Genomic DNA, 21,172 nt, shown 5'->3' on the forward strand with positions numbered 1-21,172 from the left:
TGCTGTTGTGCACCGGGCCGCCGGCGCTCAGGCCACCGGCACGGCCTGCGGGCCGCGCTCCTGGTCGGAGCCCGGCACCGGCTCGGACGGGTCGGCGCCCAGGGCCACGATCCGGTTGGCGCCGTCCACGTGCACGACTCTCGGCTCGAACGCCCGTGCCTCGGCGTCGGTCAGCTGAGCGTAGCTGATGATGATCACCAGGTCGCCGGGGTGGACGAGATGGGCGGCGGCGCCGTTGATCCCGATCACCCCCGAGCCGCGCTCGCCCTCGATGACGTAGGTCTCCAGGCGGGCGCCGTTGGTGATGTCGACGATGTGGACGAGCTCGCCGGGCAGCAGGTCGGCGGCGTCGAGCAGGTCCGCGTCGATGGTCACCGATCCCACGTAGTGCAGGTCGGCCTGGGTGACGGTGGCGCGGTGGATCTTGGACTTGAATAGAGTACGCAGCACTTTGGACTCCTGGAAGACGGCTCCCTGCCTGCTTTGTACAGGTCAAGGGCGTTCTTCACTGTACACCGGCGTGCATCGTACTCGAAGGTTGTGAGGAACATCGTTCTCTCTAGCGAGAAGGCTTCCTTCCTGCGCTTTCGTGCGAAACCTGGCTGTCGTGACGCCACTGAGCTGGCGTCTGCGTGAACAGTACTTTCGAAACCTCGGGGACTGATGCTGATCAGATGCTGACCCGCTTGACGACGCGTCAGGTAAGTGAGGTGGCCGGACGACTTGCTTCCCCCAGAACACTTTAAAGCGGTAGTTTTCACCTTTAATGCTCTATAACGGACGGCTTCTTGCCCCGTGTGCTTCCGTCGTCGTTGCTGTGCGCTTGGGCGCACTCGATGTAGAGCGGTACGCCGGAAGCATGCCGATGCGACGCCCGTATCCGAGCGATCTGTCCCAGGCACGCCGGGAGTTGATCGAGCCGGTCCTTGCCGCTTGGCGCCTCGAGCGCCGACGTAGGGCCCTGCGCTTTGGACGCCCGCCCGAGCACGACCTGCGCGACATCATGGATGCGATCTTGTACGCGGACCGCACCGGCATCCAGTGGCGCTGCCTCCCACACGACTTCCCGCCCTGGAACACGGTCTACGGCTAATTCGCCAAGTGGACGGACGAGGGCGTGTTCGTCCAGCCCACCGGCTTGCTCAGGCAACTACTGAGGCAGGAGGAAGGACGGGACGGCGAGCCGTCGGCCCGCGTGATCGACGCGCAGAGCGTCAAGACCTCCACCAGCGTCCCCTCCTTCAGTTCAGAGCATCGACGCCGGAAAGAAGATCGTCGGACGCAAACGCAGCATCGCCACCGACACGCTCGGCCTGCTGCTCGCCGTGCTGGTCACTGCGGCGAGCAGCAGCACTCCGTCGCCGGCACCCTGCTCCTAGACCAGGTCGCCGCCGACCATCCCGGCATCCCCAAGGTGTGAGTCGACGGCGGTTACCGCCAGCAACTCGTCAAACATGCCGCCGCGCTTGGTGTCGATATGGAGATCACCGCCCACACCCCTGGGACCAAGGGCTTCACCCCCATCCCGAAACAGTGGACGGTGGGACGGACCTATGGGTGGATCATGCTTCATCGCCGCCTCGCCGGTGACTACGAAACTCTTCCTGCTCGCTCCGAAGCCATGATTCACGTCGCCATGGTCAGCCTCATCACCGGCGAGAGCACCATCTCCTGGCGCGACCCGACGCCCCAGACCAAACAGTTGCTCCCGGATAAAACACTGGGAGAAAACGACCTCTTAGGCCCGTCGCGCATCCGCGCTACGGGCCGGTGCTGGCCGAGGAAGACGTCATCGGCACCAAGGTGCACTCCGGCACGATGCCAAGTCACACTCAGGAAATGGCGGTCGAAGCCTGTTGCCGGGTGCCGTCACCGAACGCCAGCGGCGACGACGACACTGACAACTGCGATGACCAGCGCCATAGCGGCCAGGGCGATTGTCACCGGTTGGGTGAGCACTGGCATGCGGTGAACGGCGTAAGCCAGAGCACCGACGACCAGCAGGCTGACCAAAACCAGCAGCAGGACGACCAGTATGACAAGCGTGAGCATCAGGGTCTTCCTTCTTACGAAAGGACGGGTGTTGAGACGGAGATTGAAAGGCTGGGTGTGGGCTCGCCCGGGAATGCAGTGACCGGCAAGCGGATTAGTGGGGCTGCCGGCCACGAAACCGATTACCCTGCCTGCAACCCAGGCGACGTTGAAGCCCGTGCATCTGCGATCGGGGGGATCGGCTCATCCACGCTTGCGGTGCGCACAGCCGAAGGCTGTGACGACGCGCCTTCCCACAGACACGAAAGCCACGAGCTGCAGGGGCTTGCCCATTTCGTCACCTCTCGCGTGTCGAAAAGACGGCGTTCGCTCACGTATCGATCAACACGGTGCGTCAGATGGGGCGGCGCACGGAGCTTAGAACTCAAGAGAAGTCACTCCTCACATTCCATGTGCGAAAGCAACACAAATCAGGCTGCTTGCGCCGCACGCATGCTTTGGCGGGCTACAGCCACGCGCACCACGGTAGCGGCACCCCGACACTGGAACAGCCGTTTTCGGCGCTCTCGAGAACGCATTCCGGAATTGACAGACGATCTTCCGCTTAGAAAATTGGAAGCGCACATCAGCCGGATCTCGCTCACGTTTTCAAATTCCTGAATCGGGCGAATGTTACCAATTCGAGCGAAGCGGTCGTGACTGCAGGATCAAGACAGGTGACTCCACGCCTCGGATTTGCTTCGCCAGCGCGAGAGGCGGCATCATCGTCGCGTGCTCGCGCGCGCGTTACACGCGAGCGAGGGCTGCGTTTTCACACTCCGGGCTCATGTTTCACGCTTTGCATGCCAAGGTGTCCCGCGGCATGGCGTGTGGCGTTGTCCAGACGTGCATGGCATCCCCTTTCGGATGCACAGCGTTGGGCTGCGCGTACGTCAAACGCGTCGCCCTGCCGGGCGCTCAAGAGCCGGCGCTTAGGGCGATCCGAACACGGAACGCGAGATGGCGTGTCTCATGCAGGGAGGCGGGGCGCATATAGTCCATTACCTCGAGCCTGCCCATCAGGCAGTGCCTGAAGCAGGCGCTCGTTCCGGGGCTTGCGGAGCTGATCGCTACGGGAGAGCGCCCTGCCGAACGCCACACGGTCCGTGCACTGCCGTAGGGGTGCAGCAACCTGCACAGCACCCCACCGCTGTGCGAGGGTCTATCTTTGCGGTGAGACTCTTCCCCGTGTTAGCGCGTTAGCACTGCACCCCCAAAGGCACTGTGACGGCGGTTGCCATCTCGTGTGTTCGCAGGGTTCAAGCGCAGCGCACGGCAGGTGAGTGCGGGTACGCCAGATACAAACCGAGCACCGGGTGCAGGTCTGCTGCCGTTTCCCGTAGCGTCACACCAGGAAACGGCACAGTCCGAATTGCCAGAACAGTTTGCGGCGCCCATTACGGAATTCTAAGCATTCCTTCTCATGACGCTTACTGAACGGCAGCGCAGGAAGGGAGCTACCAGGCTCGCGAAGGAATTGCGAGTCCTCTTTTCGGTGCGCCTGTCCGTGAAAGTTCCATCACCTGTTCTCTGTTTACCTTCACCTTACCAGTCGAGGTCGGCGGATGATATGATTGCCCCTACCTCGTCATCTTCTTCGGGCGAGGCGAGGGCTTCCATAACGAGATTGCCGATGAGAACATCCAGGTCACGTGTAGCAGCGGTGTTGAGTTCGCCGCGGATGTAACTGAGTCCACCGTTGGCGTATTCCTCGAAGATGCGCACTCGTTCATCGAGTCGATCATCGGCAAGAATTTTTGGGTCTTCCTGGACTTCCACGGCTGCGATCATATCAATCAGGACATCACCGTATAGGCGGCCCTCCATGAGGGCGAGCCTAATGGGTTCGCCTGGCTTGTCGAACTTCTCCCGCCGGCTTTTACGCTGGCCGAGGGCGGCGGCGAACATGAGGGCTTCGACCAGGGTGCGGAAAGGGCCGTCCTTGCTCGTCAGGTCGTTGAGCAGGTCCTCGTGCTGCGCTGGTCTGCGGAAGCGGTCGACGGTAGGCATCAGACGGTCACCTTCTCCAGAATGGTGTGCTCGAAGTCTCCGTGGGAGACGTAGGCAACGGCACGGTTGTTGATTGTGATGGTCTCTTCCTGGGCCTGCCGGTTGGGGGTGATGGAACGCAGGACGTACATGCTGCTCGCGGATGCCTGGAGGTTGTCCATGACCTTGCCGCGGGCTTGCGACTGGGACAGGAGGGTGACTATCTGGGAGGTGAGCTCGGGCAGGGCGCGGGAGATCTGTTCCTGGTAGGTGAGGTCGAGGCTGCCGAAGGGGGCGTCCATGACAACGGGGTAGATGCTGCCGCCGGCGGCGAGCGTGTCGTCGGTGCCGGTTCGGCGGTCGCGGAGGTTCTTGGCGACTTCGGAGACGGCTCCGACAAAGGAGAGGCCGAGGATTTGGTTTTCGCCGGTGGAGCGGATGGCTACACCAGCGGGTGACTTGAGGTGCAGTTCGAAGGAGTCGTCGATCTCCGGTATGTAGGACTTGATGAAGATGCGGGAGAACACCTCTTTGATCTTGCGGTCTAGTTCCTCGCGGACCTCTTCGGTCTTCAGGACCAGGATTTCGGTGAACGCTTTTGCCACCTCCTCGACCAGGTTGACCTGCCGCTGGACGCGGCGGGACTTCTCGTTTGCGCCCTCGGCATGCTTGAAGAGGCGCTTGGCGGCATCGATCTGCTTGTCGAGCTCGGCGAACTCGTCCTTACGCTGCTGGTGTTCGATGAGGGCCCGGGTCTTCTTCTCCAGGTATTCCTTGCGTCGCTGCTCCAGGCGCTGGACGTCTTGGACGTCGACGCCCTCCAGCTGCCGGTCGACGTCGCTGCGTTCGGCGTTGAGCCGGTTGATGGCCTCGTTGACGGCCAGGATGTCCTGAGCGTTCTGCTTCAGGTCCTCCAGGAGTGCTTGGCGTTCGTCTGCCAGATTACGCATCTGCCCGTCGACGTAGACCCAGCGGGCTTCGACATCGGCCAAGCCGGCGTTGTAACGACGTCGTTCGAGTTCCTCATAGGGCGAGGTGTGGGGTTCGAGCGGGCGCCCGCACATGCACTGGCGGTCTTCGAGGAGGCCGTCGATGAAGCTGCGCTGGATGCCTGCGGGCAGTTCCCGGCGCTGGCGCATGCCTTCGGCCAGCTTCATGACCGTCTCGTCGTTGCCTTGGGTGAAGGCGAGGAAGCCGCTTTTGGAGAGCCGTTCCCGCTTGCGGGCTTTGAGTTCCGCCAACTTGTCCTGCTCGGCTGTGATCTGGCGGGTCAGACGGGCGCGCTGTACCTGAAGGGGGGCAGCCTGACTGTTGGCGCGCAGCTGTCGCTCGGCTTCGTCCACCTCGTTCTGGTAGCTGCTGGCGTCCTTGGACAGCTTCAGAGCTGCCGCGTCGACGGCGGCATGCTGCTGTTGGAGGCGTTCGATGGTGTCGCTGAGTTCGCTGAGTCTGCTGTCGCTCTTCTTGTCGATCTCCCGGGCCAGTTTCTTAGATGCTTCAGGAAGATGCTTGTTGATGGCGCGCTCGATCGACTCCAAGTTGAGGAGGGTTTTGATGGCGCGCTTTACCTCGTCGTTATTCTCCTCGCCGGTGAACATTTTTTCCATGCGCTCACCGTTGAAGAAAAAGAAGCGGCGCAGTCCCTCGGGGAGGATTTTCTCGATGCGGTCCTGCCCGTTGGGGACGGCTCTGGTCTCGCCGTCCGGCAGGGTTTCGAACACGGTGAGCCGCGGGGTGACGGGAGCCTGGTCGTCCGCGTTCTTTGTGACGGTGACGTCGCGGGTGACCGTGAAGCGAGTGCCTTCGTGTTCGAAGTCGAGTTTCACCGAGCTGCTGATCGTCTCTCCGAAGGCAGTGTCGGACCAGGCTTGGTCGTGGATGACACGGTGCTGTTGTTCGACGTCTTCGGAGAAGGTGCCGTACAGAGCCCAGGTGAAGGCGTTGAGCAGGGTGGTTTTGCCGGCGCCGTTGTTGCCGAAGATCAGCACGGCGGGTTTGCCGTCCTGGGTGGTCAGATCCAAGATCTGTTCGCCATAGAAGGCGCGGAAGTTGTTGAGGGTGAGTTGGCGCAGTTTCATTTGACCAGTCCCTTGACCGCCTCGACGATGCCGGGCACGACCTGCGTCGGGTTGTTGATGTGCAGGTATTCGTTCTCCAACTGCGTCACGATCTGAGCCAGCTGGCGTGCCTCGGGTGACAGTTCGCTCAGCACGTCGCGGGCGGTGCGGCGCAGGGCGGGCGGTGCGGGCTCTGTGGTCAATTCGGCTCCAGCAGCTGATGGGCGGGGTCGGGGCGGGGGGCGGCTGATCATGTGTCGAACAGACCGTAGCGCTTGCGTAGCGGGCGCAGGAGGTCGAGGGTGTCGGCTTCGTTGTCGGCGAGGCGGGCGAATTCCTCGACGCGGGCGAGTTCTCCGCGCAGCATGCGGCGTTCCGTCTCGTGCTGCAGGGCGCTGGCGCCGCCGGGGGGAACGACGATGAAGTCGATGATGTCGGCGGTGTCTTTGCCGTCTGCTTTGCGTAGGACGCGGCCGCGTCGCTGGATGAACTGGCGTGGGTTGGAGGAGCTGGCCAGCAGATAGGCGGTGCGGGCGGCGGGCACGTCGACGCCTTCGTCCAGGCAACGCATGGAGACCACTGCCTGCAGGTCCGTTCCGGTGCTGAAGCGGCGCAGGACGGCTTGCCGCTCCGCACGGTTGGTGTCGGAGATGTAGCGGGCTGCGGGCATGTGCAGGTCGGTGCCGACCATGGTCATGACCTGGTCGAGTTGGGTTGGCTCGTCGAGGTTGTGCTCGTGGGCGAGGGGGTGGCGGCCTTCGGCGCAGTAGATCAGCTGGTGGGGCTGGGTGCGTCTGGCCTGGAGTTCCTTGTGCAGCGCGGCAAGTTTGGCGCGGGCGTGGCCGAGGATGTTGGCGCGTTTGCGTAGTAGTGCGCCCAGCGGGCTGTCGTCGTCCAGGGGGGCGGTGCCCTGGTGGGCTGCTATCAGCCTGGCGATCTTGGCGGTGACGGTGACGTACAGCTCGGCTTCTTCGTCGTCGAGTTCGACCAGGACGGGGTGGTAGGAGTAGCGACACAGGGCGCCGCGCTGGATGGCTTCTCCCATGCCCAGCTCGAAGACGATGTCGCCGAAGTAGTCGGTGAGGGCTTCGGTGCCGGCGTCGTCGAACCAGCGCTCGGGGGTGGCGGACAAACCCAGGCGGTAGTGGGCGTTGGGCGGGAGTTTGGTGCGCAGCCGGGCGGCTCCGAGGTTGTGGGCTTCGTCGGCGATCAGCAGGAGCGGGCCGGTGTAGTCGGCGAGCAGGCGCTGGAAGGGGGCGTCGCCGAAGGTTTTGTTGGTGGTGACGATGACGCCTGCGCGGGCGACGCCGAGTGTGAGGGCGTGGCCGAGGTCGGAGGCGCGTGCGTACCAGTTGCTGGTGGCTTCGTAGGCACGGATGGGTGTCATTCCGAAGCGGGCGATGTCCCCGGCCCACTGGTCGACCAGGTGCTGGTAGGGGACGACAATCACCGTGAGGAGCGGTTTGTTCTGCCTTGCCAGCATAGTGGTCAGCTGCGCGGCGGCGGCCAGGGCAGTGAGGGTCTTCCCGGTGCCGGTCGCCATGCGGAACAGGCCGCGGCCGCGGTGGGTGAACCAGTTGTGGACGGCCTCTTTCTGGTAATCGCGGACGATCAGGTCGCGGGGTATGGCGAGCGTGCCCGGGGTGTCGTTGCGCGGTTCCTCGACAGCCACGGGTGCCCCGTGGGGCGGGAGGTGGTCGAGGTCGGCGCGGGCGGCGGTGCGGTGGGCGGCTTGTTCGATGACCTGCCTGGCGGCGTGAGTGAAGGGCAGGACGCGCAGTAGGGGGGTGCGGTCGTGCCACAGGTCGTCGAAGTCCTCGCTGATGCGCAGGGCACGGTCGGCGTCGCGGGGGTCCCAACTGCGGAAGACTTCGATGGATTCGAAGTTGCCGACCAGACCGGAGCGGGTTTCGTTGGCGCTGCCCTTGAAGGCAACGAGATCACGGCCGTCGCGGAAGATGCCGATCTTCTCGTGGTACATGCCTACCCGGTTGTTGCTGGCGACGTAGGCGAGTTTGAACTCCACCCGGCTCTCGGCGACCAGGCGGCCGAGTTTGCCGAGGCCGCGTGCGGCGTGCGGCTCTTCGACGGCTTGGGTCAGATCGCGCAGGGCCGCTCGTTCCAGCACCACACGCAGGGCGTAGCCGGCTTCGATGTCGGCGATGTCCTGCTGTTCGAGGTAGGGGGAGGCGATGATGCGTATCGTGCCGCCACGGTCGGTGAAGTCGTTGAGTCCCTGGCCGAGAAGGGCGAGGCTGGAGGAGGTGAAGTAGCCGACTGCGCGGTCGTAATGGGATGCCGCGCGCAGGGCCGGCAGATAGAAGTCCTCGATGATGTTCCCGCGGTCGCTGCGGTATTCCGGGGCCGGGTCGGTGTCGCGCAGCATGGTGGTGGGTTGCATCAGATTAGTCCCATGCTCTTGATCAGGTCGTCCGCGGTGGGGACGTCCTCGTCAGTGACTTCGGTGGGGCAGGTGTGGGAGCTGGGAGCGGGGGGGTCTTCGACCTCGGCCAGGCGGCGTACCACTCCCCCACGGGCGGTGAACGGCGGGGAGGACATGACTTGCCGCAGGCTGGCTTCTTTGATGCCGAAGTCATTTCGCAGCTGGTGGATGACCGCTTCGGCGTCGACGGAACCGCCGTGGCGGTCGACCAGGTCGCCGACGAGTTCCTTCATGGGTTTGTAGACGGGCAGGTCCCATTCGGTGAGCGCCCACTGGTCCTTCGCGCTGCGCTGGAAGCGGGGGTCGGCGTCTAGCTTCTGTTTGAGGTAGGCGTTTTGAATGGTCAGGCGGGCGCGTTGTTTCAGCTCGGCAGTGGACAGCGAGTGCCCGGCGGTGGCCAGTGCCTGAGCTGCGCTGTCGAGGTGAGGGTTGGCGCGGGGCGACGGCTGCGGGGCGGGGGCGTCCGGCGAGAGCAGGGCGGCGCTGAAGGTGTCGTGTGCCACCACCAGGATGTGCGGGTCGTCGGCCAGGATCTTCCGCAGAGTGCGCAGGTGAACCTTGCGGTTGAGGCGGGCGGCGATCTGTGCCGACGTCAGGGGGGTGGGGTGGCTCAGCAGGACGGTGCGCGCGTCGTCTTGCACGGTGCGCAGCCAGCGGGATCGGTCCGTGGTGTCCCCGGCGGCGGGGGGCTCGCTGGCGGTGGGGCGGTGGGTGAGGTGCGCCTGCAGCTGGTGCAGGTTGGCAGCGAGGCGGTGTAGCCATGCCGCGCGGGTGTGGCCGTCGCCGGCGGCAGGGTGGCGGACGGCGGTGGTGTTGGCGGCGGGTGCGCCCAGCTGGGCAGGGAGGGGCGCTGTGGGTGGCAGGCTGCTGCGGCGCGCGTCGCCGGTGCCCGCCGTCCATGTGCCGGGCGCGGCTGCTATGGCGTCCCGCACGGCGCGGGCGAGCTGCCCGAGTTCGCCCTCCAGGTGATCCGCCCGCGTAAGAAGGTCCCCGAGGCTGATTCCGGACGAGGTGGCGGGATGGGCGGGTTGGGCGTGCAAGAGCACCGAGAGGCGCGAAAGGCAATGTGAGAGCAACAGCGTGGGTGGTGGTGTCTCGTTTTCTATCTGCGTCGCACCACCGCATCCGTTACCTTGTGTGATTGAGGGGTGGAGTGCGGCAGGACGGCAGACCATGGTGGCACTGCCGTCGGGGGCGGGCTGGCAGTGCAGTCCGCAGTAAGCGAGCCAGCATTGCAGGCGTGCTGGTTCAGGCGGGACGGGCACGCCCGCCTGGGCAAGGCGGCGCCGGACCGTCTCCAGGCTCATGCACTCCAGAGGCTGCAGTGCGAGCGCGGCGAGGGTGGCTACTTTACAGTCCTCGATGTTGTCGTCGAACAGCCACGTCTCCTGCAGCGCGTCGGGCCAGCGCAGCCCGAGCAGGAGCTGGAGTGCGGTGAGGTGATGCCGGTCGCTGACCGCTGCTGCCAGCCACGGGTGGCGGGTGACCATCTGCCGCCAGTCGGTGGGCACGCGTAGTTCCTGGCCGACTGCGTCCACCGCGGCGTGTGCCGCCGCGTCCTGGTTAAGCGCCTGGTCGAGTGCACCCGGGAGCTGGTTGCGGGTCTGCCGCATGACGTGCCAGGGCACACCGTGCTCGGCTGCCAGACGGGTGAGAGTGAGTGGGTCCTGGGTGCAGACGTGGCGCAGCAGGAGGTCTTGTTGGCTCGTGGTGAGGTGGGTGAACCAGCTGTACAGCAGGGCAACCGCAGGGTGGTGGGCGGGTGTCGCGGCATCGTGCCAGTAGATCTTCATGCGCGCCGCACCGGTGCGGCGCAGCCGCCGGCCAACGCGCCGCGGCTCGATCGCGTCCGTGTCCCGGCCTGCGGATGCGGTGACGCTGCGGCCCGGGCGCGGGCTGCATGCGGATCGGGGCGAAGGTTGGGCATTGGTGCTGGTTCCGGTCCCTGCTGTCGAGCGGCTGCGTACACCCCGCTGCGAGGCGGAGTGGAAGGTATTCGGTGCCACTCGAGCTGCCCCGTGGGGCAGGTGCCGCCACGGGGCGCTGCCGTGCGGTCGAACGTCCCCCTGCCCTATAAGACACCCGACTCCCGCCGAAGTTGTACAGCAGGACAGGCTTTTTTCAGCCAGGCCTGTGGCCGCGACGCGGCGTCCCGTAGGCAGTGCCGCTACCGTCCGGTCACCGGGTGCGGCGGTGGGCCGCCGCACCGCGGGGTATCCGTCCGCAGCTACCGGCAGGCCAGGTATGCCCGCAAGCGGGCGTCGTCGGGTTTCTTCCCCCTCCGACGCCAGCCTCCACCGGGATGGGCAGGCCCCCGGCCTAGCCTGGCGGCATGGCTGGGGCGCCGTGTTTCACCGTTGAAAGTCTGCGCCGGCCAGCACCCGCCGGTCAGGCGGGGATGACGGTGCGGACCATTCCTTCGGCCGTGGCCATCTCCTTGTCCGCTCCCAAGTAGCCGATGCCGCGGTGAAGGTGCACCGTCAGCATGCGGGCGACGTTCTCGTCCGAAGGGTCCTCTCCGATCGCCACGCAGCGCTGCTTGAGCAGGGCCAGGTAGATGTCGCCGTGCTGACCGGCGAAGGTCTTCCAGGTCATCTCCACGTTGGAGTCGGTGACGATGTCCTTGACCAACGGGGTAGACGGGTCTTTGAGGGAGAGCATCAGCGCCCAGCGGCACAGCACGTTCCACTGGGTGATGCCGGTGGTGCGCTTGAGGTAAGTCAGGCGGTCCTTGGCCGGCTGCGAGAGGCGGACGGTGTCAACGGACATGCGGGGCTCCCTCACTCCACCAGTAACCCTCGACGACACTGGTGGTGAACTCGGTGTCGTCGTGGACCAGAGTGTAGGTATGGGCGACGGACTTCTTCAGGCGGCCCAGCAGGTGTTCGTCGATCTCTTCGTCGGTCGACAGCAGCAGGACCTGGTCACTGGCGTGGGGGAAGTAGCGGTCGACGAGGTGCTCGCGGTGGCGGGAGTCGAGCCGCCCCAGGGGGGTGTCGATGACACTGGGCAGCCGGTTTCCGGCGACCCGCATCAGTCCCCAGAGCAAGGATACGGCCAGCAGTTGGCGTTCGCCGGCGCTCAGGCGGGCGGGGTCGATCCGCTCGCCGTCAGTGTCGGTGAGGGTAAGGGTGAACTTGTCCGTATCGATACGCAGATCCTGGACGAGCCCCTGCTTGCGCATGAGCATCTTGAAACTCTGCAGTACGGCCACTTCGAGCCGGCTGATGTGCCGCTTGAGGAGGGCAGAGCCGAAACGCTCGAGGGTGTCGCGGGCTTTCTCCGAGTACTTGATGATGCGTTCGACTTCTTCTGCCTTGACCTTGGTTCGCACGAACTCGTCATGAGCCCGCTTCAGCAGGGTGGTGACGTGTTCGCGGCGCCGTTTAAGCTCCTCCAGGCGGATGGCGGCGCGTTCGTGGTCGGCCCGGCGCTGGGCCACAACGACCAGTTGTTCTTCACGGGCATGCTGGAGGGCTTCGACCTTGTGCTGGGCGGGCACGCCGGCCAGCTGGCGGTCGAGCTGATCCAGCTGCTCAGTGAGTTCGGCAGCTGCGCTCAGCAGGTGGTGACTGCGGCGGGTGTCGCGCTCGAGAAGTTCCTCAAGGATGGTGAGCTGGGTCAGCGCATCGTGCGGCAGCTGCAGATCGACCTCGAGCTGCGCGGCGGTCGCGCGGCTGGCGCGGTCTGCTTCCAGCTGCGCGAGCAGTCTTTCCCGCTCGGTTTCGGACAGCAGCTCAAGCAGCCAGGTGTCGCGCTCCTGCAGCACCTGAAGAACCTGCGCCGACTGCTGGGCCTGCTGTTCCCTGGCGGCTTGGGCGCGAAGGTCCGCAAGCAGGGGGGTGACCATGAGCAGCGGCAGCGGGCCGGCGGCGAGCTGGACCAGGTCGGCACGTACCTGGTCCAGCTCGCCGGCGACCTGCTTGCGTTTGTTTTCCAGCTCTACCCGCCGGGTGAACAGGTGGCCGCCTTCTTTGGCGAAGGCTTCTTCCAGGCTCTCCAGCTTGCGCTGTGCCTTGCCCAGGTCGGTGTTGGCCTGGGCGAGTTCCTGGTGAGCGACGTCGTAGGCGTTTTTGACCTCCTCACGCTCGCGCTCCTGGGCGCGGATGTTGTCCAGGAGGTGCTGTTCCTCCTCCGACAGCTTCTGCCGCCGCTGCAGCGCCAGCAGGTCGGTGCGCAGCTGCTGGACGGTGCTGACGCCGAGCAGGGAGTGCACGGCGGATTCGATCACGGATGCGGCGCGCTCGGGGTCAGCGAGGGATTCGATTTTCTCGCCGTCGAAGAAGGCGAGTGAGGCGATCTCCAGCGGCAGCAGGGACTCAACGTGGTCGGCCCAGCCCTCGCTCAGCAGTCGGTTGAACCTGGCCTCGGGCTTCGGGGTACGGCCTTGGGGGGCGCGTTCGCCGTAGTTTTCGTCGACGTAGACGTTGAGGAACTCTTTGAGGGTTTTTCCGCTGGTGTGCCAGCTGCGGACGACGCGGTAGTAGTGTTCCTGGCCGCCGGAAAGGACGGTGAACTCCAGCGTGACGGCGGAGCCGCGGGCGGGGTCTGCCTGGCGGTTGATACTTTCACGCAGATAGGTCTCATACGTCTTGGTGCCACGACCGCTACAGCGGGCGCGGTTGCCGTAGAGCGCCAGCTGGATGGCGTCGAGCAGGGTCGTCTTGCCGCACCCGTTAAGCCCGCCGATCAGGATAACCGGCTTGTTCTTCTTCGGGGTGAGGTTCAGCGACTGCTTTCCGCGGTAGGCCCCGAATTCTTCGAGGGTGATCTTACGCAGGAGCATCGAGTTCGTTTTCGTCGTCGAAGGTCAGGTTCTCGGCGATGTCGTCCCGCCACTGCTTCTTGCGGGCAGCGAATTCCACCGCGTCCTCATGGCTGTCGTAGTAACCCTTTTGCACGGCCTTCTCCAGTGCCTGGAAAAGTCCGGAGCGGCGGGCCATGGTGCGGTACTTGCGCTCGACGGCCAGGAGTTCGCGCACCATGTAATAGTGCAGGTCGTCGCCGTCGCAGACCTCTTTGAGCACGTCCATCTCGTCAGAGCCCATGACGAGTTGCTCGTCGAGCGGTCCGCCGGGGAATGCCTCCCCCGTGGCCTGCTGGTAGATCCGCGGAACGCTGTCTTCGACCTCGTGCTTGTCGAACACCCAGATGCGGCGGATCTCGTGGAGTTCGTCGAGGGTGATCAGTTCGATGTTCTGGACGTGTTCGGGAGCGTGCGCACGGATCCAGGTCTGGGCCTCCAGCAGGTCCTGCAGCCACTGCTCGCGGTAGGACTGAAGGTAGGGGCCGTGGATGGCGTCGTCCTTGAACAGCATCACGGAGCCGTTCATCCGGCGGAAGTCCCGGGCGGGCTTGTCTGGGCGAGGGTCGCCCGGCTTGCGGTTCGGCGGGATGTCCTCATCGCCCTCCTTGTAGTGGCCGAAGGGGGCATCCAGCTTGTTGCGCAGGTCCAGCAGCGGGAGCATCCACTCCTTCTCCTCATCGTTCTGGATCATCGCGGACATGGATTTGTCCTCTTCGACGAGGGTGCAGGTCCAGCAGCCGAAGCGGCTGGAACCGCAGGAGGGGGTGGTGGAGTCCACCACCAGCGGGCACTCGCCGTCGCCGGAGGCACCCTGGTACATGGTGAGCAGGTCGTGGTTGTTGTAGCCCCAGGGGTTTTGGACCTGCATCAAAAATTCCCACACGTCGTCGTTGGTCCAGTCCTCGACGGGACTGTAGACGAGGGAGTTGGGCAGGTTGGCGTTGGGCGAGAGACGGTCGCGCACGCGGCGTTTCTCGTGCTTTTCCATGGCCCGGGCCCGGGCCTGGCTTTCCGCCTTACGGATCCCCAACACCATGATCGCTTCGCCGTGTGCGGCGACCACGCTGCGGATGAAGGAGTTCGACGGCTTGATCTTCAGCCGTTCGGTGCACCAGCGGAACTTCGGCCGCGGGGCGGGGTAGCCGCGGCCGATCAGGTTGACCCAGAAGGAGTCCTTGATCTGCGGGGTGAGCCGGTGCGGCTCGATCGGCAGCTCCTGTGCGCGGGCGGCGTCCGCCATGGTCTTGAGCGAGGTGGACACCCAGGCGGCCACGACGGGGTTTTCCACCAGGGTGTCGGTGCTGATGACGTGCACGGTCTTGGTGCGCTGCTGCGGCGGCAGGCTTGCCAGCGCCAACCACACCAGCTGCAGGACGGCGGTGGAGTCCTTGCCGCCACTGTATCCGATGACCCAGGGCACCTGGTCGGCGGTGTACAGCTCGCGGATCTCGTCCGTCAGCTGCTCGGTCACCTCGTCCAGCGAGCGGCCGTTGAAGGGCTTGCGCCGCACGGGGGTGAGTCCGAGGTTGAGGGGGATGGTGCTCATGCATCGCCTCGCAGGTATGCGTCTTCGACACGCTGCTCCTCGGGGCTGAGGGGCAGCCCGAGATGCTGACGCAGGTAATTTACGGTGAGTGTCACGTTTTGATGGCTTTTGGAGACGCGGCCTCCGACGATGGCCCGTCCCTCCCAGTCCGCGTTCGCCCGGGACCAGTTCACGTCCTTCAGGGGCGCGATGCGCTTGTTCCACTTCGCAGCGCTGGTGGTCTCACGCAGGATCGTGTTGGCGACCCGACCCAGGGCGTGTAGGGCGATGCCGTGGCTGTGGATGAAGTCCCGGCGCATTTCCTGCGCGGACAGCTGCCGTGAGCGCACCTGCTCCCACTCGGGCAGCAGGCGGTCGGCGGCCTCCCAGAACGCGCGCGCCAGGCTGGTGGCCTCGTCCTGGTTCAGCTCCAGCCCCTGCAGCAGCGCCTGGTTGCCGTAGTACAGGGCGCTGAGGGTGAACATCTTGCGCGAGCGGGCGGAAAGGGTGCTCTTCTCCATCTCCACGAAGCCCTTGAAGACAGCCGAATGCTCGGTGAGCGCACGGGCGATCTGGGCGTTGGGGTCGCGGTGGTCGTACAGGACACCGATGGAGCGGGCCGGGCGGACCGCATGCCGGTTGAGATCGGCGAACATCTGCTGGGAGCGGGCGAGTCCGGCGTCACAGAAGAAGACGACGGCGATCGTCTCGTCGCCCAGGTCCGGGTTTTCCTTCAGGGCGAGCTCGATGGCGGCGCGGCGGTGCTGCCCGTCATTGATCAAAAAGCGTGCGTCCATCGGGATGCGCAGCTGCCCGGTGCGGTGGGCCACACCCTCGCCGCCCTGGCTTTCGAAGATCATGTCCCCGTCCACCGAGGCGGTCAGGGCGCTGAAGACGTAGTCGTCGGGGTTATCCAGGATGTAGCGGGCGAGCGCCGGCAGGCGCCCCTTGTTCAGCACACGCTGGGCCCGCAGCTCCGCCGAAAGATCATCTTCGTCGAAGAGGAAGATCTTCGGGATGAGCCGGAGCGGGCACATCGACGCGTAGAACTCCCGCCCAGCCTGCACCCCCCGGATCGCCGGGAAGGTGTATTCGAATCCTGTTGAGGCACGCGGGACCACCCGCCCCGCGGCTCTGCTCGCCGCCTCCGTCTTCACCCGTGAACTGTAGCGCAACGTACGTCTCCCATAAAACGTACGTCACCTCTTCACCGACGTACTCAACCCGCCAGGTAACGTACGGACCGGTGCAGCACCGTACTCCTGCGACGGAGCCCAACGCGGGGGCAGAGGAGGGAAGATGAGACGTGTGCGCGCCGCTCAGCATGCCTGAGGGGCATACCTGGGCGTTGCCGGAGGGGTGCGTCGCACTCCGTCTCGTCGGCGTGTACGTTAAGCACTTGACGTGCTGGGTGGACGGACGGCTCTGAGGCGGGTGAGCGCTCATGGTGGCGTATCTGGATGCGGCGGCGACGACCCGGGTGGACCCGCGGGTCGCCGACGTCGTGCTGCACTGGATGACCGAGGAGTTCGGCAACGCCGGCAGCCGCACCCACGAATACGGTGCCCGCGCCAAGAAGGCGGTGCAGCAGGCGCGTGCCTTCATCGCCCGCACGGTCAGCGCCAAGACGGAAGAAGTGATCTTCACCAGCGGGGCGACGGAGTCCAACAACATCGCTCTGCTCGGGCTGGCGCCGCACGGCGAGCGCACGGGACGCAAGCACATCATCACCTCCGCCATCGAGCACAAGGCGGTGCTCGAGCCACTGACCCATCTGCGCGATGCCCGCGGTTTCGATGTCGACTTCATCTCCCCCGGCCCCAGCGGCCGCATCACGACCGACGCGGTGCTGGAGCGGCTGCGCCCGGACACCCTGGCGGTGTCACTGATGCACGTCAACAACGAGACCGGCGTCATCCAGCCGGTCGCTGAGCTCGCCGAGAAGCTCCGGGCCACGCCCACCTACCTACACGTCGACGCCGCCCAGGGCTACGGCAAGGTTCCTGCCGACCTGACGGCCCCCATCGACCTGATCAGCATCTCCGGCCACAAGATCGGCGGGCCGAAGGGCGTCGGCGCGCTCGTCACCCGCCGACGGGGATGGGACAAGGCGCCGCTGGAGCCGATCATGTTCGGCGGCGGGCAGGAGCGCAAGCTGCGCCCCGGCACCCTCGCGGTGCCTTTGATCATGGGCCTGTACGAGGCCGCAAAACTCTTCGCCGAGAGCCGGAAGACATGGGAGCGCCAGGCGAGGGCAATGCGCGAGCGGATCCTTGCCGCGCTCGGCACGACCCGTTTCCACCTCAACGGAGACCCCGAGCACAGCGTCCCCCACATCCTCAACATCAGCTTCGACGACCTCAATGCCGAAGCGCTCATCGTCCGGCTCAAGGATCAGGTCGCCGTCGCCACCGGCTCCGCCTGCACCAGCGCCTCCTACACTCCCAGCCACGTCCTTCAGGCCATGGGCCTGGACGACGCCGTGGCCGCCAACGGTCTGCGCCTTTCCTGGTTCCCACCGCAGACGGCCGACTTCGACCCCTTCCCGCTCGCCGAGACCATCGCCCGCATGCAGCCGGCAGCGAGGTGATCACTCCGGGCCACCGGGGCGGCGCACCAGACGGTGCCCGCGCAGCTGCCGGCCGCACCGGGCCAGTTCTGCCTCCCAGCCCACCTCCGTGCCGATCAGATGCGGGTGCTCATACAGACCTGCCCGCACCTCCGCCTCGGTCAGCCGCCGGTAGCGGGCTGCATCCGCATCATCCGCGGCCAGGAACTCGTGCTTGCGGTGCAGCAGCGGCCGGTTGGAAGAGCCCGCATACGACAGGTGCGACGCCTCCAGGGTGTGCAGGTCCACCAGATAGGAGGAGGCCAGACGCGGATGCGGGTCGGTATCGAAGTCGGGGTAGTCAAGCCACGACACCGCCCGCCCCCGGTGCTTGAGCTTCGCCACCGTCCACTTCGCCGGCCGCCCCGCAGCGATCGACGCGCAGTGCTCATACAGCCGCAGCACCGTCGGGATCCGCTCAAGCGCCCGGCGGTGCACGTACAGTGCCGTCGGCGTCAGCTTGCCGGCCGCGGAGGCATGCATCGCGCCTCGGACATAGGCGTCGTCGCGCAGCTTCAGCAGCAGCCGGTCCGCCCGCTGGCACGCCTCCTTGTAGGATCGGAAAAAGGAGCGCACATCCTGCTGCAGTGCCACCGGCAGACCGGCAAAGGGACCGCGGCCGTGGAAGAGCTGCACCGCCAGATACAGCAGGGCGTTCAGGGTCGAACGCCGGGCGCCCTCCGTCATCCGCCCGGTATCCGCACCGTCCCGTACCAGACGAGTCAGCTCCACGGGCTTGAGATGCGCCAGCATCTGCGCCACCTCCGGCGGCATCTCTTCGATCAGCGGAAGCCTGCCCCGCCGTTCACAGAAATCGACCAGTGCGCTCACCGCCGTAGCGGTGTCCTGCGACGCCAGCCACTGTGTATCCGGCACCACCCGGTGCGCCAGGTAGTCCAGGCGGGCACGGTCGTCCTTGAACGCATACACCACCCCCGGCGCCGCAGACACCACGCGGACACCGGTCGCCTGCTGCACGTACTCCCGCAGCTCGCCGGCACCATACAGGTGCTGGAACGTCTGCCGAGTGGTCAGCAGCCCGTCGCCGAACTCCTCGCCACGGACCTTCGACCTCTCCCACGTCAGCCGCGCGGACACCACCAGCAGCGTCGAGGCCAGCTCCCACGCCCGCACCAGCGTGCGACGGCGCTCCGCCGGATCCTCGATCACATTCAGTACATACGTCAGCAGCACCACATCGCTGGCCCGGGGCTGCGGCTCGGGACAGTAGAAGGGATCCCAGCCCGCCACCTGGCACTCCAGCCGCTGAAGCGCCCGCACGTCGTCGCCACGCCCGCAGCCGTAGTCCAGCACCGTACGACCGGACAGCAGCTGCCGATCCGCCAGCGCCTGCCGCGCCGGCAGCGACAGCACCGCCCGGCCGATCGCCGTCCGACGCCGCTCGCTGCCCCACACCCGCTCCATCGCCACACCCGCACTCAGCCCGAAGCACCGTTAGCGGCAGCGTAGAAGGCCCACGGCCATCCCGCGCGCGCAACCGGCAAACCTGACACCTCCAGCCCCCCACCGCAGCGGGAGCAGGCAGTAGCCGCAGTCAACACCCCGGGCGTCGCCCGTGCGTAACCGCCGAGACTTCTCCCTGGCGGCGCCGGTGCAGGAAACAGCCCTGTCACAGCGATAGCAGCTAACGGGCTTCGCCACAAACGGACCCGGCCCGTCAGCGGCCGAAGCTGCGGTGACCCGTCTGCCGACCCGCGCCCCGGTATACCGCCGGGCCGCCAGCTTCCTCCGTCCCCGCGCTTCTGAATGCGGGTGTCCTTCGCGTTGTACGTCCTCCCATACTCCGAGCCGCCGCGGGACCCTCAGCGCGTTGCCCTGCAGGGTGATTCCCAACCCCCAGGGCGGTGCTGTCGGGTTTGCGTTCCCACGAGATCGACGACGACGCCCACTTCGGCAAGCAGGGTCGCGGCGTGGGGGCTGGGCTGGCGCCTTCCTCAGCGCGGCCAGGTACGCACCGCGAGTGCCGCCAGACGCTCCTGCCTGGTCTGGATCTGCTCAGGGGTCCAGGCGGCGCACTCTCCGACCTCACGTGTCAAGGTCAGCTGCGAGCGCTTGAAGGTCTCGGCTTTCTCCTTGAACGGCTTATTCCCCAAGCGTGAGTTGGATCCCGCCGTCAGCAGCACCATGTTACCCAGCCGGTAGATCCAGCTATCGGCGTCCTCCCGGTTGCCGCTGTGCGCGAGGAACTCCAACCAGTCCTCGGCCAGAGCATTTTGCGGGTAGACGTGTTCGAGATTGACCTCGTTGGGATTGTCGTTGGGCACGAACTCCGGCTGCCCCTCCTTACGGGCCGTCCTCTCCAACGCAATCAGGTAGTACCTGGCTATTTTGCTGGCCTCGCCGCGTCCGAGGGTCGCCAGGCCGAACTGCGCCTTGAAGTCACTGTCCGAGGGAATAAGCTCGTTCACTCGCTGCCGGATCTGCGGCACCGTCGTGATCTCGCCCTTCCTGATAGCCATGGCAATCTGGGAGTACAGCTCCTCGTACCGGCCCCGGTTGATGCCGCCGGTGACCATGCCGCGCACCGACCAGCCGATCATCGCCTTCAGCAGCTTCTCGATCTGCAGCGCCGTCAGACACTCGACCGCGGCCAGCAGCAGAATCTTGTTAGGGACGAGGTTGAACAGCGCCAGGGTGTCCAGCGCCGGCTTACGCGCCGAGCACTTCTCCGCCCAAATTTCATGGCCCGAGTCGGACAGCGCAGCATAGATCCGCGCCGCCGTCAGCAGCTCCTCTGAGAAGGAGAGGGCATCCTGACTGCGAACAACCTCCTTGCGCATCTTCGCATACAGATCACGCTCGGTGACCTTCCCAACCCGCGAACTCCAGTAATGACGCAGGAACTTAGTGAACTTGTCATTCGCCGCCGTCAGCGACAGAGCCCCAATGGCCTTGTGCCAGTTGTTGCGCACTGAGTCCAGGTGCCCCTTTGCCGCGCCGAAGAGATGGTTCTTCAGCAAGTCGGCGGTCGTCAGATCCGCACCGCGATTGTTGAGCGTCTCGAAAATGACGTAGGCGTCCGCCTCCGACGGCGTCTCCACCACCGCGAGCTGCGCCCGGTGCTGCACATACTTCACCCACTGCAACAACTCGCGGGTGGCCTCTGCGCCGTAGCGCTCGCTCAGCTCCTCCAACTCCCGGCGGAAAAAGCCGTACGCCTTAACGATGTCGGAGTCAGCACGCTTGGCTGGCAGCACAGGCAGCGCACTGCGCGTCACGATGGCATGAAAACGCGGATTGTCCTCCTCGTTGAGCTTGAGGTGCGGCTCCGTCCCTTCCGCATCCCACGCCTGACTCGCCAGGAACTCATCACCGATCAACTGCGCGCGGCCGTGATTCAAACGATGCAGCTCATCACGGATCGCGGCAATAAGCAGCGAAGACGTCACCAGACGCTGCTGGCCATCAATAATCTTCTTCCGATCCTCCGCACCGTCCTGGGTCAGCACAATCGTGCCGAAAAAATACTCCTCCTCTGCCCCCGAACGAATCGCACGACTCAGATCCGTCCAGTAGTCCAGCACCTCCTGGTCTACCTTCCAGCAGTAAGCCCGCTGAAACTGAGGAACAATCAACCGATCATTGCGCAGAATCTCCCCGATACCTACCAAGTTGAGCTGAAGCGTCGTACTGCCGTGACCCGATGCCATGACCAGTAGTCTAACCAGTCGCAGCACCATCTTGTATGACC

At 65.5% G+C, this 21,172-nt stretch carries 14 protein-coding genes and 1 pseudogene; 3 read left to right on the forward strand and 12 right to left on the reverse strand.

The window, feature by feature from the left end:
- Positions 1 to 27 precede the first annotated feature (27 nt).
- A complete protein-coding gene (gene panD / locus AQI70_RS10425) occupies positions 28 to 450 on the reverse strand; it encodes an aspartate 1-decarboxylase (protein ID WP_062146818.1) in 423 nt (140 codons plus the stop codon).
- A gap of 409 nt (positions 451 to 859) precedes the next feature.
- Here panD and AQI70_RS38435 point away from each other — a divergent pair.
- Together AQI70_RS38435 and AQI70_RS39590 are read left to right on the forward strand one after the other, a co-directional pair.
- Positions 860 to 1,678 (forward strand): annotated as a pseudogene (locus AQI70_RS38435) (IS5 family transposase); the annotation flags it as partial.
- Positions 1,679 to 1,770: 92 nt separating this feature from the next.
- Positions 1,771 to 2,652, forward strand: coding sequence for a hypothetical protein (locus tag AQI70_RS39590; RefSeq protein ID WP_167358895.1), 882 nt, complete (start codon positions 1,771 to 1,773; stop codon positions 2,650 to 2,652).
- A 924-nt stretch (positions 2,653 to 3,576) separates the two neighbouring features.
- Here the strand turns inward: AQI70_RS39590 and AQI70_RS10445 are convergent.
- From AQI70_RS10445 to dndB, 9 genes are all read right to left on the reverse strand, one after another.
- On the reverse strand, positions 3,577 to 4,041 hold the full coding sequence (locus AQI70_RS10445) for a DNA phosphorothioation-associated protein 4 (RefSeq protein ID WP_062146826.1): 465 nt from the start codon (positions 4,039 to 4,041) through the stop codon (positions 3,577 to 3,579).
- A complete protein-coding gene (locus AQI70_RS10450) occupies positions 4,041 to 6,098 on the reverse strand; it encodes an AAA family ATPase (protein ID WP_062146828.1) in 2,058 nt (685 codons plus the stop codon). The genes AQI70_RS10445 and AQI70_RS10450 overlap by 1 nt, the downstream gene beginning before the upstream one ends.
- Entirely contained in the window at positions 6,095 to 6,280 is a 186-nt protein-coding gene (locus tag AQI70_RS10455; RefSeq protein ID WP_062146829.1) for a hypothetical protein, read from the reverse strand. Before AQI70_RS10455 ends, AQI70_RS10450 begins: the two co-directional genes overlap by 4 nt.
- Before the next feature lie 47 nt (positions 6,281 to 6,327).
- On the reverse strand, positions 6,328 to 8,478 hold the full coding sequence (locus AQI70_RS10460) for a DEAD/DEAH box helicase family protein (protein WP_062146831.1): 2,151 nt from the start codon (positions 8,476 to 8,478) through the stop codon (positions 6,328 to 6,330).
- The gene (locus AQI70_RS10465) at positions 8,478 to 10,313 is read right to left on the reverse strand and encodes a hypothetical protein (RefSeq protein WP_062146833.1); all 1,836 of its coding nucleotides are present in this window, start codon (positions 10,311 to 10,313) and stop codon (positions 8,478 to 8,480) included. The genes AQI70_RS10460 and AQI70_RS10465 overlap by 1 nt, the downstream gene beginning before the upstream one ends.
- 595 nt (positions 10,314 to 10,908) lie before the next feature.
- Positions 10,909 to 11,289 (reverse strand): DNA sulfur modification protein DndE, encoded by a 381-nt coding sequence (gene dndE / locus AQI70_RS10470; protein ID WP_062146835.1) that lies wholly within the window; start codon positions 11,287 to 11,289, stop codon positions 10,909 to 10,911.
- Positions 11,279 to 13,306 carry a DNA sulfur modification protein DndD gene (dndD, locus tag AQI70_RS10475; RefSeq protein ID WP_062146836.1) on the reverse strand — a complete coding sequence of 676 codons (2,028 nt, stop codon included), beginning with the start codon at positions 13,304 to 13,306 and terminating at the stop codon, positions 11,279 to 11,281. The genes dndE and dndD overlap by 11 nt, the downstream gene beginning before the upstream one ends.
- Entirely contained in the window at positions 13,293 to 14,873 is a 1,581-nt protein-coding gene (gene dndC, locus AQI70_RS10480) for a DNA phosphorothioation system sulfurtransferase DndC (protein WP_062146837.1), read from the reverse strand. The genes dndD and dndC overlap by 14 nt, the downstream gene beginning before the upstream one ends.
- Positions 14,870 to 16,009 carry a DNA sulfur modification protein DndB gene (gene dndB, locus AQI70_RS10485; RefSeq protein ID WP_062146838.1) on the reverse strand — a complete coding sequence of 380 codons (1,140 nt, stop codon included), beginning with the start codon at positions 16,007 to 16,009 and terminating at the stop codon, positions 14,870 to 14,872. The genes dndC and dndB overlap by 4 nt, the downstream gene beginning before the upstream one ends.
- A gap of 287 nt (positions 16,010 to 16,296) precedes the next feature.
- Between dndB and dndA the strand changes: the two genes are divergently transcribed.
- Entirely contained in the window at positions 16,297 to 17,442 is a 1,146-nt protein-coding gene (gene dndA / locus AQI70_RS10490; protein ID WP_062146839.1) for a cysteine desulfurase DndA, read from the forward strand.
- On the opposite strand, the gene AQI70_RS10495 is transcribed toward dndA, so the two are convergent.
- The gene (locus AQI70_RS10495; protein WP_062148246.1) at positions 17,443 to 18,885 is read right to left on the reverse strand and encodes a DNA phosphorothioation-associated putative methyltransferase; all 1,443 of its coding nucleotides are present in this window, start codon (positions 18,883 to 18,885) and stop codon (positions 17,443 to 17,445) included.
- Between the two features lie 530 nt (positions 18,886 to 19,415).
- On the reverse strand, positions 19,416 to 21,131 hold the full coding sequence (locus tag AQI70_RS10500) for a DUF262 domain-containing protein (protein ID WP_159042644.1): 1,716 nt from the start codon (positions 21,129 to 21,131) through the stop codon (positions 19,416 to 19,418).
- Positions 21,132 to 21,172 lie beyond the last annotated feature (41 nt).

Origin of the sequence: Streptomyces curacoi (assembly GCF_001513975.1) — a bacterium.
Taxonomy (GTDB): Bacteria; Actinomycetota; Actinomycetes; order Streptomycetales; family Streptomycetaceae; genus Streptomyces; species Streptomyces curacoi.

Excerpts from the sequence above, each read along its gene's own strand:
- AQI70_RS10445 (WP_062146826.1), bottom strand. The coding sequence starts at position 4,041 with ATGCCTACCGTCGACCGCTTCCGCAGACCAGCGCAGCACGAGGACCTG.
- AQI70_RS10450 (WP_062146828.1), bottom strand. The coding sequence starts at position 6,098 with ATGAAACTGCGCCAACTCACCCTCAACAACTTCCGCGCCTTCTATGGC.
- AQI70_RS10460 (WP_062146831.1), bottom strand. The coding sequence starts at position 8,478 with ATGCAACCCACCACCATGCTGCGCGACACCGACCCGGCCCCGGAATAC.
- AQI70_RS10465 (WP_062146833.1), bottom strand. The coding sequence starts at position 10,313 with ATGAAGATCTACTGGCACGATGCCGCGACACCCGCCCACCACCCTGCG.
- dndE (WP_062146835.1), bottom strand. The coding sequence starts at position 11,289 with ATGTCCGTTGACACCGTCCGCCTCTCGCAGCCGGCCAAGGACCGCCTG.
- dndD (WP_062146836.1), bottom strand. The coding sequence starts at position 13,306 with ATGCTCCTGCGTAAGATCACCCTCGAAGAATTCGGGGCCTACCGCGGA.
- dndC (WP_062146837.1), bottom strand. The coding sequence starts at position 14,873 with ATGAGCACCATCCCCCTCAACCTCGGACTCACCCCCGTGCGGCGCAAG.
- dndA (WP_062146839.1), top strand. The coding sequence starts at position 16,297 with ATGGTGGCGTATCTGGATGCGGCGGCGACGACCCGGGTGGACCCGCGG.
- AQI70_RS10495 (WP_062148246.1), bottom strand. The coding sequence starts at position 18,885 with ATGGAGCGGGTGTGGGGCAGCGAGCGGCGTCGGACGGCGATCGGCCGG.
- AQI70_RS10500 (WP_159042644.1), bottom strand. The coding sequence starts at position 21,131 with ATGGCATCGGGTCACGGCAGTACGACGCTTCAGCTCAACTTGGTAGGT.